The sequence below is a fragment of the Acrocarpospora sp. B8E8 genome, assembly GCF_039871605.1.
GTDB classification, from domain to species: domain Bacteria; phylum Actinomycetota; class Actinomycetes; order Streptosporangiales; family Streptosporangiaceae; genus Acrocarpospora; species Acrocarpospora macrocephala.
Map to the genome: position 1 here is coordinate 1 of NZ_JBDPLV010000040.1, position 14,148 is coordinate 14,148.

11 protein-coding genes are annotated in these 14,148 nt (G+C 69.1%); 2 read left to right on the forward strand and 9 right to left on the reverse strand.

From position 1 onward, the window contains the following. Nucleotides 1-207: 207 nt before the first annotated feature. The 4 genes from ABGB08_RS32150 to ABGB08_RS32165 form a co-directional block, all read right to left on the reverse strand. Entirely contained in the window at nt 208-819 is a 612-nt protein-coding gene (locus ABGB08_RS32150; RefSeq protein WP_347597839.1) for an AMP-binding protein, read from the reverse strand. A gap of 19 nt (nt 820-838) precedes the next feature. Continuing rightward, the gene (locus tag ABGB08_RS32155) at nt 839-1,921 is read right to left on the reverse strand and encodes an aminoglycoside phosphotransferase family protein (RefSeq protein WP_347597842.1); all 1,083 of its coding nucleotides are present in this window, start codon (nt 1,919-1,921) and stop codon (nt 839-841) included. Nucleotides 1,922-2,341: 420 nt separating this feature from the next. Further along, a complete protein-coding gene (locus tag ABGB08_RS32160) occupies nt 2,342-2,533 on the reverse strand; it encodes a ferredoxin (protein WP_347597845.1) in 192 nt (63 codons plus the stop codon). Nucleotides 2,534-2,592: 59 nt separating this feature from the next. Beyond that, entirely contained in the window at nt 2,593-3,297 is a 705-nt protein-coding gene (locus tag ABGB08_RS32165) for a TIGR03857 family LLM class F420-dependent oxidoreductase (RefSeq protein WP_347597848.1), read from the reverse strand. Between the two features lie 218 nt (nt 3,298-3,515). Here ABGB08_RS32165 and ABGB08_RS32170 point away from each other — a divergent pair, with 218 nt between their 5' ends. Continuing rightward, complete coding sequence (locus ABGB08_RS32170; RefSeq protein WP_347597851.1) at nt 3,516-4,070, forward strand: TetR/AcrR family transcriptional regulator; 555 nt, start codon at nt 3,516-3,518, stop codon at nt 4,068-4,070. Between the two features lie 38 nt (nt 4,071-4,108). On the opposite strand, the gene ABGB08_RS32175 is transcribed toward ABGB08_RS32170, so the two are convergent. The 3 genes from ABGB08_RS32175 to ABGB08_RS32185 all read right to left on the reverse strand — a co-directional run bounded on the left by ABGB08_RS32175 (nt 4,109) and on the right by ABGB08_RS32185 (nt 8,923). After that, complete coding sequence (locus ABGB08_RS32175; protein WP_347597854.1) at nt 4,109-6,280, reverse strand: 3-hydroxyacyl-CoA dehydrogenase NAD-binding domain-containing protein; 2,172 nt, start codon at nt 6,278-6,280, stop codon at nt 4,109-4,111. A 39-nt stretch (nt 6,281-6,319) separates the two neighbouring features. Beyond that, the gene (locus tag ABGB08_RS32180; protein WP_347598092.1) at nt 6,320-7,543 is read right to left on the reverse strand and encodes an acetyl-CoA C-acetyltransferase; all 1,224 of its coding nucleotides are present in this window, start codon (nt 7,541-7,543) and stop codon (nt 6,320-6,322) included. A gap of 120 nt (nt 7,544-7,663) precedes the next feature. After that, the gene (locus tag ABGB08_RS32185; protein WP_347597857.1) at nt 7,664-8,923 is read right to left on the reverse strand and encodes an FAD-dependent oxidoreductase; all 1,260 of its coding nucleotides are present in this window, start codon (nt 8,921-8,923) and stop codon (nt 7,664-7,666) included. A gap of 439 nt (nt 8,924-9,362) precedes the next feature. On the opposite strand from ABGB08_RS32185, the gene ABGB08_RS32190 reads away from it, so the two are divergent. Then, nucleotides 9,363-9,731, forward strand: a complete 369-nt coding sequence (locus tag ABGB08_RS32190) for an SDR family oxidoreductase (protein WP_347597860.1) — start codon at nt 9,363-9,365, stop codon at nt 9,729-9,731. 109 nt (nt 9,732-9,840) lie between these two features. Here ABGB08_RS32190 and ABGB08_RS32195 read toward each other — a convergent pair whose 3' ends face one another. Both ABGB08_RS32195 and ABGB08_RS32200 read right to left on the reverse strand, forming a co-directional pair. Next, nucleotides 9,841-12,018 carry a hydantoinase B/oxoprolinase family protein gene (locus ABGB08_RS32195; RefSeq protein WP_347597863.1) on the reverse strand — a complete coding sequence of 726 codons (2,178 nt, stop codon included), beginning with the start codon at nt 12,016-12,018 and terminating at the stop codon, nt 9,841-9,843. After that, nucleotides 12,015-14,123, reverse strand: a complete 2,109-nt coding sequence (locus ABGB08_RS32200) for a hydantoinase/oxoprolinase family protein (protein ID WP_347597866.1) — start codon at nt 14,121-14,123, stop codon at nt 12,015-12,017. The genes ABGB08_RS32195 and ABGB08_RS32200 overlap by 4 nt, the downstream gene beginning before the upstream one ends. Nucleotides 14,124-14,148: the final 25 nt, after the last annotated feature.

Genomic DNA, 14,148 nt, shown 5'->3' on the forward strand with positions numbered 1-14,148 from the left:
CACCAAGCGGATCACCTCATCAGGGACAAAGCACGCACCCGGCTCGGCGTGTCGCCCGGCAACCCATGAACCTTGCTCGCCACACGAGGCTCACGAACACCCAGAGTCACTGGCGTGAATGTTTACCATGATTTCTCCTTTGAAGGTTTCGGTGTCTCGGATATGAATGCGCGAACACCGCCCTAGTCGAAAGTAACATAGAGCAGTCTATGAAGAAAGGTGGCGCGTCGAGAATGGCATGCCCGTGAAACTCAGGCACCCTCGTCGAGCACGCTCTTCCTCAGCTCGCCCTTCATCAACTTGCCCGTTTCGGTCCGCGGCAGGGAGTCGACGAAGCGCACGGACTTCGGCGCCTTGTAGGACGCGATCTTCGACTTCACGAAGGCGATGATCTCCACCTCGAGCTCCCGGCCGGGCCGCACGCCCGCCGCCGGGTGCACGAAGGCGGTGACGGATCGCGGGCAGAACCTTCTCCACCGTCTCGGCCATGGCCGAGTTCACGATCAGCGCGGTCGCGCCGGAGTCGTCGACGATGTAGGCGGTCTCTTCGGGCGAGAGATGATGATTGATCGACGTGATGTAGCAGCCGGTCCGGAGCGCGGCCCAGAAGATCTCGAAGGCGCGGAGGTCGTTGTCCGTGAGCAGGGCCACCACGTCGCCCCGTCGCAGGCCCGCGTCCCGGAGGACGTGCGAGAGCCTGACAGACTGGTCCTCGAGCCTGCCGAAGGTCAGCGACTCGCCGGTTTCAAGCATCAGGGCGGCGATCCGATCGGGTGCGGCGGCCGCATGGGTGCCGGGATAAATCAGTGGTCCCTCCAAAGGCTTCGTCCGAGGGTGATCATGCGGGCAGGGCGTCGAAGGAGTCGTTCTCCAGGACCTGGTAGGCGTGCCTGCGCAGCATCGTCGAGAACATCTGTTCGCCGCGCTCGGTCTGCTCGACCTGGACCGCGGAGATCAGCGTGACGACGAACCCCGCGAAGGCCTGCGCGCGGTAGGTGGTGAGGCAGTCCTCCCAGGAGAACCCCTCCACTCCGCCCGCCCGGAGGGCATCGTGGTACTCACGGAGCAGATCCCGTTCGTGTGTCCGGCGATCCGACTCGGTCAGGCCGTTGCCCAGGAAGTAGCTGACGTCCGCGACCGGCGGCCCGGGCATGATCCCCTGCCAGTCCACCACGACGAGCGGGTCCCGGTCGTCGGGCCGGAACAGCATGTTGTCCAGCCGGAAGTCGCAGTGCCACAGGCACCGCGGCCGGAGCGAGGACAGCCAGCGCGGGAACGCCTCGACGAAGCGATCCCCGATGTCCAGGTGTTCGGGCTCCACCAGGTCGGAGTACCGGGCCCGGAACATCGCCTGCAGGGCGGCGAGATTCGCACCGAGCTTTGCGAAGAACGCGAAGGGGTCCCGTTGCCAGGTGAGCCCGAGGAGGTCCTTCCGCCCCCACGAAGACGCGTGCAGAGCCGCGGCCTGCCGCACGGCCAGTGCGGCGCACGCCGTCGTCGTCCCGGTGAGCTGATCCTGGATCTCGGCCGGGTCGATGTCCTCCAGGAGCAGAACGAAATCCCGCTCGTCCGCGGACACGTCGGCGTGGTAGCACCTGGGCGTCCGGACGGCGAGCCTGTCCGCGACGTCCCGGTAGAAGTCGACCTCGACCGCGTGGAGACGCGCGCCGCGGGCGAACTCCAGACTTGCGGGGTCCTTCGACAGAAGTTTGGCCACCAGGCTCGGCGGGGCCTCGCCCCGGTCGCCGTCGTAGGTGGGAACGAGGCGGTGGCATTCGCCGAGCTGCCCGGTTCCGATCTTCTCGGTGCGCAGGTCGGCGACCGCTCCGTCGGGAGGCAGGACCGAGCGGCGCAGCACGTCCGTGAGCCACTGGGGGGTCATGGTCTCCGCGCTGTAGACCGGGGTCGGGGAACTCATCATCGGATCTCCTGTGTGTCCAGAAGCTGGACGGGATATTTCCGCTACGGCCACTCCGCCATCCGCTTCGACAAGATCAGGAACTACGCGTTCAACCGGCTGGCCGGATTCGTCGGCAAGAGGCACAAGCGGGGATACCGCTTCGGCCTGCCAGCCGTTGCCTACCTGTCGGCTGACCAGTACGGCCTGATCCGCCTTGCGGGAACACCAGGGCGGGCAAGCCCTGGCGGGAGAAACCGAATGCCGCCGGTGAACGGCGTCGGTGAGCCGCGTGCGGGAGAACCGCATGCACGGTTCGAGGCGGCGGGAGCAGGAGAAGGGAAGAGCCGACCGGGAACCGGCGGAAGAAAAGCCCTGGGCCCTACCGTTGAGCATCACTCACCTCGCCTGCTCCCGACCCAACCGGGGGTGGGCTTCGAGGGTTCAGTCCATGAGCTTCAGCGCGGCCGTCGGGCAGCCGCTGACGGCGGCCTCGACCGCGGCCAGATCCGCTTCGGACACGTTCTCCTGCAGCACCGCGAGCTCGCCGTCGTCGTCGACCTCGAAGTGATCAGACGCGAGTGACTCGCACACCCCCAGGGATGTGCACAGGGCACGGTCGACGACGATCTTCATAATGGATGCTCCTTCCTCCGGCCCGCGGGCCGGACTCCAACCTTGCTTGCGGCGACGAACTAGTTTGCGCCGCCGCTCGGCCTCGGCAGGTAGTCGCCGACGGTGGCCAGGCAGGCCCAGACCTTCACCGCGTCCGGATCGCGGCCCGCCCGTTCCGCGGACCGTTTGACCAGGTCGACGCAGCGGCTGGTCGTCTCGTCGGTGAAGAAGGTGTGCAGCACGACGGTGTCGAACGCCCTGCCGGCGAGTTCCAGCGTGCGCGGGCCCAATGCCACGAGGCCGAGCGGGATGACCTCGTCGAAGGCCGGATCGAGCGCGAGCAGCTGGTGATCTCCTGCTGGGCCGGAATGGCCGACGATGGTCTCGCCACGCCACAGCCTGCGCATCAGGCCCGCGAAGTCCTCCAGCTCCGCCGTGGTGATCGCCGGCAGGCCGAACATGTCGAACATGACCTTCGAGCCGCGCCCGAGACCGAGCGTGAACCGTCCTCCCGTGAGCCGGTGCATCGTCGTCGCGAAAGAGGCCGTGACCAGGGATGGCGGGTGTTGCTGTTCGTCGCCGGTGACGATCCGCAGCGAACTGCTCACGGCACCGGCGGCGCCGCACAGCGTGGCCGCCTCCTTGATGTTCCACCGCTCCGAGATGAAGGCAGAGCCCAGCCCGAGTCGCTCCGCCTGCACGACCTCGTCGATCAGGTCGCGCGGTGAGCGGGGCGCGCCCGCGAGTAGATAGCAGCCGAGCTCCGGATAAGTGGTGTCCTGCATGTCTTCCACTCCTGACAAAGAACGTCGGAGAATTGGAAATGAGCGGGTTAATCGCCGCGTCGAATTCCGTTCCGCGCATCCCGATGACGAATGAAGTACAAATGATCAAAAGGGTCTCGAACGGCGTTTCAAGACGGTAACATAGAACACTCTATCATTAAAGACCAGCCGATATCATGCTGGTACGATTCAGCGCGCAGTCCGATGGAGGTCATCCCTTGCCGCACTACGTCAGCCGAGACGACTACTTCGAGGCGGCGACCGCGATCCTTTCCGAGGTCGGCGTCAAGGGCCTGAAGATGACCGCGCTCCACCAGCGCCTCGGCGTCAGCAGCGGTTCGTTCTACAACTACTTCCGCAACTGGCCCGACTTCGTCGGGCAGTTCCTCGAGCACTGGGTCGGCCGCACCGACCAGATCGCCGAACAGGCCGCGGCGCCCAGCAACGCGCTCGACCGGCTGGAGCTGTTGCGCAAGCTCTCGCGAACCGTCCCCCACGACGCCGAGGCGGCGATCCGGATCTGGAGCACCATGGATCCCGCCGTCGCGGAGGTGCAGGCCGAAGTCGACCGGCGCCGACTGGCCCTGATCCGCCTGGCGGTCGCCGAGGTACGGGGCCATGAGACGGACGCCGAGGACCTCGCCCGCTTCTGCCTGTCGCTCGTGGTCGGCGCCCAGCAGTTCTCCCGACCGGTCGATATCGACGTGCTCGACGACCATCTCGAACGGTTCATCAAGATGGTCGTCGGCGAGCCGGGGCGACCGCCGCGGTGAGCCCCCGGTAGAGCCCCGGTGAGCATGGTCATCGCCGCTCAGACGTACTCCTCCTTCGCCTCGGCCCGGCGCACCAGCGACTCCGGCGGGGTGAACCGGTCGCCGTAGCGCTCCGCCAGTTGACGGGCCCGCGCGACGAAACCCGCCAGGCCGCCGTCGTACTGGTTGATGTACTGCAGGACACCGCCGGTCCAGGCCGGGAAGCCGATGCCCAGGATCGAGCCGACGTTGGCGTCCGCCACGGAGCGCAGGACCCCCTCGTCCAGGCATCGGACGGTTTCGGCCGCCTCGGCGAACAGCATCCGCTCCTGCATGTCGACCAGGGGGATCTCGGTGTTCGACGCGCCGAACCACTCCGCGAGGCCGGGCCACAGGCCCGCTCTGCGGCCTTCGCGGTACGCGTAGAACCCGCCGCCCGCGAGCCTTCCGCCCCGGGCGAACTCGTCCACCATCCGGTCCACGACCGCCGCCGACGGGTGCTGGGGCTTGTCCACGCCCTCCGCGGCCAGGCCCGCGATCGTCTCCTCGCGGATCCTGCGGCTCAGCGTCAGGCTGATCTCGTCGATCAGGGCCAGCGCGCCGACCGGGTAACCGGCCTGGGTGGCGGCCTGCTCGACCGATGCGGCGGGGACTCCCTCGCCGACCAGCGCGATGGCCTCGTTGATGAACTCGCCGATGACCCGGCTGGTGAAGAAGCTCCGGCTGTCGTTGACGACGATCGGCGTCTTGCCGATCTGCCGCGCGATGTCGATGGTCCTCGCCAGGGTGGCGTCGCTGGTCTTGGCTCCGACCACGATCTCGAGCAGCGCCATCTTGTCGACAGGCGAGAAGAAGTGGGTGCCGATGAAGGCGTCCGGCCGCGGCACGCCGCCGGCCAGGCCGGTGATGGGCAGTGTGGAGGTGTTGCTGGCCAGGACCGCGTCCGGGGCGAGGTACGGCAGGATCTCGGCGAAAACCTTCTTCTTGAGCTCCGGGTCTTCGAACACCGCCTCGATCACCAGGTCGGCCCCCGCGGCGTCCGCCGGGTCGGCCGTGGGGTGGATGCGGGCGAGCACCTCGTCCCGCTTCTCCGGCGTACTCCTGCCCTTCGCCACCTCCTTGTCCAGGATGACCACGCTGTAGGCCTTGCCCCGCTCGGCGGCCTCGACGGTGACGTCCTTGAGTACGACGTCCAGTCCGGCCTTGGCACTGACGTAGGCGATCCCCGCCCCCATCATCCCGGCCCCGACCACGACGATCTTCGACGCCCGATGGGGCGGCACTCCCTCGGGCCTGCTCGCACCGCGGTTGATCGCCTGCATGTCGTAGAACATCGCCTTGATGATGTTCCCCGACTCCTTGCCGCAGATCAGGTCGGTGATGTAGCGGGACTCGATGACGAGTGCGTTGTCGAAGTCGACCTGCGCCCCCTCGACGGCCGCCGACAGCACCGCGGCCTGCGCCGTGGCGGGGGCGCCGCGGGTCCGCTTGCGCAGGGTCGCGGGAAGGCTGGGCAGCACTGCGGCGATCTTGGGCGAGGCGGGGCCACCGCCGGGGATCGAAAACCCCTTGCGGTCCCACGGCTGGGACGGCTCGGGGTTGGCGGCGATCCACGCGCGCGCCGCGGTCAGCCCGGCATCGACATCCGGCACAACCGCGTCCACCAGGCCCTTCTCCAGGGCGGCGGCGGGACGGAACCTCGTGCCCGTCATCAGGATGTCCTGCAGCGCCGGGAGCAGACCGAAGAGGCGAACGGTGCGGACCACGCCGCCACCACCCGGGAGCAGGCCCAGCGTCACCTCGGGGAGACCCACGGTCATACCGGGTACGTCGACGGCGACGCGGTGATGGGAGGCGAGAGCGAGCTCGTAACCGCCGCCCAGCGCCGCGCCCGCGATGACCGCGACGACGGGACGGCCGAGCGTCTCGAGCCGCCGAAGCTGCGCCTTGGAGGTGTCCAGCATGGACCGGATCGCGGGACGGTCGTCCTCCGTCGCCCGCATCATCATGGCGAGGTCGCCGCCGGCCAGGAAGGTCTTCTTCGCCGAGGTCAGGATCACGCCGGTGATCCGGTCGCGCTCCGCGTACAAGTGGTCGACGAGCTCGGACAGTTCTGCGCGGAACCGGTCGTTCATGGTGTTGGCCGACTGGTCGGGATCGTCCATGGTGACGGTGACGACGCCGTCGCCGTCGAGCTCCCAGCCGAACATCGCGTGGTTGAAGTCGCTCATCGTGAGAGTCAGCCCCTTGGGTGTCGTGTTCGAGGATGGTCAGAGGCGCTCGACGAGCGTCGCCACGCCCATCCCGCCGCCGATGCAGAGGGTGACGACCGCGCGGCGGGCCTGCCGCCGCTCCAACTCGTCGAGCACGGTGCCGACCAGCATCGCGCCGGTCGCGCCGAGCGGATGGCCCATCGCGATGGCGCCACCGTTGACGTTGACCTTCTCCGCGGGCAGATGGAGATCCTTCATGTACTTGAGCACGACGGACGCGAAGGCCTCGTTGATCTCGAACAGGTCGATGTCGTCGACGGTCAGCCCGGTGCGGTCGAGCAGCTTGCGCGTGGCCGGCGTCGGACCGGTCAGCATGATCGTCGAGTCGGCGCCGGACGTCGCCGTTGCCGCGATCCGCCCGCGCGGCGCCATGCCGAGCCGGGCGCCGATCTCCTCGCTGCCGACCAGCACGAGAGCCGCCCCGTCGACGATTCCCGAGGAGTTGCCCGCGTGGTGCACGTGCTCGACCCGCTCGATCCAGTGGTAGTTCTGCAGCGCGACGGCGTCGAAGCCGCCCAGGGAGCCCATCGCCTCGAACGAGGGCTTCAGCCCCGCCAGCGACTCCACGGTGGTGCCCGGCCGCATGTACTCGTCGCGGTCCAGCACAACGAACCCGTTCTGATCACGCACCGGCACGATCGACTTCTCGAAGTACCCGCCTGACCAGGCGGCGGCGGCCCGCTGCTGGGACTGCTCGGCGTACCGGTCGACGTCCTCGCGGCTGAAACCCTCGATCGTCGCGATCAGGTCCGCGCTCACCCCCTGGGGAATGAACGAGGTCGCGTAGTTCGTCGCCGGGTCGTTCATCCAGGCCCCGCCGTCCGCGCCGAGCGGGCACCGGGACATCGACTCGACTCCGCCCGCGAGGACCAGGTCGTCCCACCCCGACCGGACCTTCTGCGCCGAGGTGTTGACCGCCTCCAGGCCCGAGCCGCAGAAGCGGTTGAGCTGGAGCCCGCCCACGGTGTCCGGGAGCCCCGCCGCCAACGCCACGGTGCGCGGGAGTACCGAGCCCTGGTCGCCGACCGGGGTGACGATGCCCAGCACGATGTCGTCAATGAGGGCAGGGTCCAGGCCGGGATGCCGGCGCCGCAGCTCCTCGACGAGGCCGACCACCAGCGACACCGGCTTGACCGTGTGCAGGGAGCCGGAACTCTTGCCGCGGCCGCGCGGGGTTCGAAGGGCGTCGTAGATCACTGCTTCCGAGGAGGATGCGGACATCATTGCTCCGTTCATGCCGGGATTCGCGGTGCGGCGCATCGTCGAGGCGTGCCGTACCATAACCTAGCGAATATTAACTAGGCAAGTGTCTGCGGCGCGGGCGGGGGCCTCGGGCACGGATCAGGCCTTCGCCCAAGCGGCCTCGCGGGTGCGCGCGAAGTCCAGAGCTTCGCTCCAGCTGGCCCGCTTGGCGATCTGCTTGCGGTACTTCATGACGTCCGACTGCCGGTCCACGGTCAGCGCCCCCGTGAGCCGGTCCCCGGTGCGGTAGAGCGCCACGAACGCGCCGGTTTCGACCGAGCCCGAGACCACCTCGACCTGGTCACCGCCTGGAACGCCCACGAACTGGATCCGGCAGCCGTACCAGTCCGACCAGAAGTACGGGACGGTCTCGTACGGCGTGGCCGCCCCCGGGTCCAGCGCGTTGCGGGCCGCGATCGCGCCCTGCTCGGCCGCGCAGGTCCAGTGCTCGATCCGCATCGCGGCGCCGAACAGCGGGTTGTGCCAGCGCACCACGTCGCCCGCGGCGTAGACGCCGGGGAATCCGGTCCACAGTGTCTCGTCGCAGACGACGCCGTTGTCCAGCGAGAGCCCGGAGGACTCCAGCCAGCCGGTCTCCGGAGTCGCGCCGATACCGACCACCACGAGGTCCGCGGGGATCACCGTGCCGTCCACGAGCCGGACGCCGGACACCCGGGCGGTGCCTCCTGCCCCCTCAGGGGAGGTGCTCTCCAGCCCGTCGACCGAGGTGCCGCACCGCATCTCGGTGCCGTGGGCGCTGTGGAGCCCGGTGAGAGCCGCGCCCATCTCGGTCCCGATCGAGCGGACCAGCGGGGTGGGCATCGCCTCCACGATCGTCGCCGACAGGCCGCGCTTGCGGGCGGCGGAGGCGACCTCCGATCCGATGAACCCCGCGCCGATGACCACGGTGCGGGCGCCCGCGTCGAGCGCCTCCCGCACCGCGATCGCGTCGTCCAGTGTGCGGAGCGTGTGGACGCCCTTGAGGTGCTCGGTCCCCGGCAGAACGCGTGCGCGGGCTCCGGTGGCGAGGACCGCGGCGTCGTAGGGCAGCTCGCGCCCGCCCACCCGCAGGACCCGCCGCTCCGGGTCGAGGGCGGTCGCGGGCTCGCCCAGGGCCAGGTCCACGTCCAGCTCCGCCAGCTTCTCCCGCTCCCGGTAGAGCACGGAGGGGGGCTCGGCGTCGTCCAGGTAGGCCTTCGACAGCGGCGGCCGGTCGTAGGGCAGGTGCGGCTCGGAGCCGACCAGCGTGATCCGCCCGTCGTACCCGGTCCGCCGGGCGGACTCGACCGCGCGGAGCCCCGCGAGCGAGGCCCCCACCACGACCATGTCCCGCACCGATCCAGTGGCGCCGTCCGTCATGCTCTCCTCCGCTCCTTCATGGGCAATTCCGCGTTAGTTAATCATGACTAGGCTGACGATTCCACATGAGTCTCGTCACGTTCAGTAGGGGTGGGTGACCCGGAGCCCCTTGACCGTCTACATAGAACAGTCTATGTTGCGGTGGACTGATCGAGTCATACCCGTTAGGCGACGAGCCGTGCCGACGTCCTCGCACACCGAGCGGCGCTGCCGACGGACGAGAAACCGCGTCGTTCGCGCGGGAAGGATGCCATGGACGTACAGGGCCTGAGGTGCCTTGTGACCGGTAGTGCCTCCGGGATCGGCGACGCGGTGGTGCGTCAGCTGACCGCGGGAGGTGCCGAGGTTGTGAGCCTCGACCGCAGCAAGCCGACCGCCGAGGTCGCGCGGCACGTCGCTGTACAAGGACCTCCTCGGCAGGGAGACCTTCGACGAGGGCGTGGCCTGGTTCAACGAGCACCCGCCGCCGGGCAACGCCTACAACTACTCCAAGGAGGCGGCCACCTTCTACACCCTGGCCATGGGCGGCGCGGTCCGGGACATCAACGAACTGCGGATCAACGCCGTCCTGCCGGGGCCCGTCGAGACCCCGATCCTCGCCGACTTCGAGCAGTCGATGGGCAAGGACACCCTCGACGGCGTGAAGGCGTTCCTGGGCAGGCACGCCACCGTCGAGGACATCGCCCCCGCCGTCGTCTTCCTCGCGTCCCGGGAATCCCGCTGGATCAACGGAACCGCCATCGTGGCTGACGGTGGCATCTCCGGCGCCCTGCTGACCGCCCTCGTCCCGCCCCCGGACGACTTCTGACCGTTTCTTCTCCATCGAAGAGAGGAACGGGACGCCCAACGATGTCCGTGTGTGTGCAGGTCGGGGACCTGCACACACACGGTCCGCATCGTGCCGCCTATGAGTGCCGTCAGGCGAGCTCGGGCTGAGTGTCCGGCGGCGAGCCGGCGATCCCGACATCGACCGTCAGCGCTCCCGCGCAGGAGCCGCAGAAGTACTCACGCATGTTCACCACGGGCTCCTCCAACCGCTCCTTCACGTACATGTCCAGCTCACGGAACCGCTCATGGACAGGCGTCTCGCGCAGCACGACACTGCCGGCGGTCCGCCAGTTCTCCGCCGACGGCGCGAGGGTTGCCCCGCAGTACCCGCAGCCCCAGTCCGCACCCGCCTGTACGACCGCGATGCCGACGTCCGCGGGAACCCCTTGCTCCGCCGTGGGTGCGCGACCGATCCGCGCCTCCCGGACCTCGGCCCGGGTCCTGGCCGTCGCCTCGGCGTCGCAGCCGTTGTCGGGCCCGACGACCACACCGTAGGCGGCTTCCGCGTGCCGGGTGGTGATGTAGCCGTCCCGCACGTCCTGCTCGACCCGGTGCGCCGGACGGAGCAGCGGGTCGCCCAGCCCCCCTCCGCCTCCGCTGGTCCAGACTTCCACGTCGCCCCGGCCGACCCGCATCCGGCCGATCGCCGACCGGACCCGGCGCTGCGTCCCGCCGATCGCCTCCAGCTTGGGAGCCTTACCCTCCGCGATCGCCCGTGCGGCGTGGTGGTCGTCCAGCGGGGCGTGGTTGCTGCTGGCGCCCGGATATCCCCCACCGAAACCGCGCGCGGGGATCTCCGCGCTGCTGTTGAACGCCGGGCCCGCGACGCCATCGCTGAAGCGCAGCTCCCACGCCTGTTCGAGGCCCTGTCCGCCGCGGTGGTACCCCGGACCGCCGGAGTTGGGAACCACGCGGCGCCACAGCATCAGGATGGGGTCAAGTGATTCGTGGGTCTCCACTTCGCCGATGCCACAGCCGGTCTGCGCGGTGGCCCCGTAGGCGTCGAGCCCGTCGCCGATGGACTGGGCGGCGCCCCCGGCGCCGGAGGCGTTGTCGGTGTAGAACATGACCGACACGCCGCCGTGCTGGTTGCCGCCGAACAGTGCCGCACCCGCGAATCCGTCGTGGTTCTGCCCCGCGACCCGGCCGCGCAGCTCGCGATCGTCGGAGAGTGAGAACGCCTGGGCCAGCAGCGCACGGGTGATCTTGCAGGCGCGGGTTCCGATCTCCGCGTGCGCGTTGCTGCACGGGGCGGGGTCGATCGAGTTGACGACGGTGCCGGGCTCACCGACCGAGATCGTCACGGGCCGCCAGAGACCGGCGTTCACCGGGAAGTCCCCGTACACCATCATGGTCATCACCGCGTCCATGATGTTGGCCTCCATCGCCGCCGGCGCGGAGTTGACGAACGCCCCGACCTGCGGCGCCCCGGTGAAGTCGAAGCGCAGGTCGCTGCCGGAGACGGTCATCGTGCCGGTGACCTCGAGCAGGTGGTCCGGGCCCTCGTGGCCGTCGAACTCGTGCCAGTCGGTCACCCGGTAGACGCCATCCGGCATCCGCGCCACCCGCTGGCGCATCACCTTCTCCGACAGCGCCTTGTTCACCAGGTTGAGCTCGCGGAACGTGTCGAGGCCGAACTCGTCGATGATCGCCGTCAACCGCTCGGCGGCGACCCCGGTATTCGCCGCGATCATGCCACGGATGTCGTTGAGCACCGGGTCCGGCGTACGGACGTTGGCCGCGATGAAACGCTCCCACTCCGAGTCCAGCCGACCGTTGCGGATGACCTTGATCGGAGGAAAGCGCAGTCCCTCCTCGAACACGTCGTGCGCACCGGGGGCGAACCCAGACACGCCGACCCCGCCGATGTCGAGAACGTGCATGTTGGAGAAGCTCCAGCCGACGAGCTCGTCTCGGTAGAACATCGGCGTGATCGTCGCGACGTCGGCCTGGTGCATGGCGCCGCCGAAGCGCGGGTCGTTGGTCAGGAACGCGTCCCCGGGCCGCAGCGCGTCCATGTCGACGACATCGTTGATCGCCCGCACCCCGCCGAGCGACGACGCCAGGTGCATGAGCACATATCCGGAGAAGCCCAGTTGCTCCGGCACGGCGTCGAACAGCGACGTGCAGAAGTCCTTGGCCTCGTAGACGATCGGCGAGCCCGAGGTACGCACCATCGCGGTGGCCATCTCCTCGGTGAGGTGCTCGAGCGCCTTGCGGTGCAGTTCCGCGGCGACCAGGTCGACGCCGGAGGTTGTGATCGTCATCGGCCGCCCTCCCGGGACAGAATGTAGGTGAAGTGCCCGTCACGCCGCAGCCGGTGACCGGGCGGGGCGAAGATCGTGGTGTCGCCCTCGTCGACGATCGCCGGACCCACCGTGTGCGCGCCGGGACCGAAGTCGGCCGCGGCGTGGACCGGGACCTCCTCGACCGTGCCGGCCATCGGCAGGTGGACCAGCCTGGCGCCGACCGGTTCCGGGGTGAACGGCTCCGCCTCCTGCTCCTCCCGGAACGGGCTGCGGTGTGCCTGCCTGCCGCCGGCGGTCACCGACAGGTTGAGCAGCAGGACGTCCGCGCCCCGCCACACCGTCCCGGCGCCGTAGGTGTCCTCGTACAGCCGGTGGAAGTCCGCGGCCAGTTTCGGCAGGTCGTCCGGATTCAGCGGGCGGTCCGGCAGCGGCAGCGTCAGCTCGAAGATCTGTCCCTGGAAGCGCAGGTCCGCGCTGCGCCGCACCGTGATCTCGGAGTCCGCGAAGCCCTCGGCCCGGATCGCGGAGTGTGCCTGCGCCACCATCGCGTCGGCGATCGTGTTGACCTCGGCCAGCCCGTCGGCCTGGTCGAGCGGCCAGCCGACGGTCCGGTCCAGCTTCAGGACGAAGTCCGCGCCGTGCAGACCGAGGGCCGAGAACGCCGAGCTGTTCTCCGGGATGACCACCTCGGGGATGCCGAGCCGGTCGGCGATCTGCCCGGCGAGCAGCGGCAGCGTGCCGCCGTAAGCCATGAACGTGAACGACCGCGGGTCCAAGCCCCGCCCCACACTGACCTGCCGCACCGCGTTCGACATGTTCGCCACGACGATGTCGTGGATGGCCGAAGCGGCGACGTTGACATCCCAGCCGAGAACCGATCCGACCTGGTCCATGATGGCCCGGCGCGCCAGCTCGGGATCGACGGGCTGCCTGCCGCGGAGGTAGTTCGCGGGGTCGATCAGACCGAGCACGATCAACGCGTCGGTCACCGTCGGCTCGGTGCCTCCACGCCCCAGCGCCGCGGGGCCCGGCGTCGAGGACGCGCTGCGCGGCCCGACCTGCGGGGTTCCGCGCTCGCCAACCCAGGCGATGCTGCCGCCGCCAGCCCCGACGGAGATGATGTCGACGACGTTGACACCGGTGAGGAACGGACCGATCTCGATGTTCTTGGTCGTCCTGACCTCGTTGCCGATGATCACGCCGGTGTCGAAGCTGGTCCCGCCCATGTCGCCGACCAGGACCCGGTCGATGCCCATCCGCTGAGCGAGGGCCTTCGCTCCGCTGGCGCCCGCAGCGGGCCCCGAGGCGAGCAGTGCGAGCGGCGAGGACTCCGCCCGTTCCCGGCTGATCCCGCCGCCGATGCCCTGAAAGAACACCGGCTCCGAGCGCAGCCCCTCCCGCCGCAGCTCGCGGGAGACGGAATCGAGATACACGCGGGCCTCTTTGTGCACGAAGCAGTTGAGAACGGCGGTCGTCCACCGCCGGGTTTCCCCGCGGACCGGGAAGACGTTCGAGCCCATGCAGGTGAAGAGGTCCGGGTACTGCTCCCCGATGATCTCCCGGGCGCGTTTCTCGTGCGCGGGATTGAGGTGGCTGTTGAGGAAGCAGAGCGCGATGGCCTCCACCCCCTCTTCCTCCACGAGGCGTTTGGCGGACAGCGCGACGGCCGACTCGTCCAGCGGCACCACGACCGCTCCGCTGTGGTCGACCCGCTCGTCGATCTCGACGATGGCCCGGCGGAGCACCAGGTCCGGCACGTTCACCTGGAGATGGTCGTCCGTCTCGTTCAGCCGCGGACCGCCGGCGAGGCGGAAGGTGTCCCTGAAACCCGCGGTGACCAGCGCGCCCACCTTCGCCCCGCGCAGCTCGGTGATCATGTTGGTCACCACGGTGGTGGCGTTCATGCAGAGTGAGGTCGCGGCGAGCAGGTCCGTGCGGGTCGTCTCCAACTGCTCGGCGCACAGCTCGATCCCCGCGAGGATGCCGCGGCTGAAGTCGTCGTAGGTGGTCAGCGCCTTCCCGCGGACCACGCAGTCCGACGCGACGACGACCACATCGGTGTTCGTGCCGCCGACGTCGACTCCGATCGCGTACCCGGTGGGCGGTCTTTCTCCATCACTCATGCATTCCTCCCCGGTCAGGCCGGTG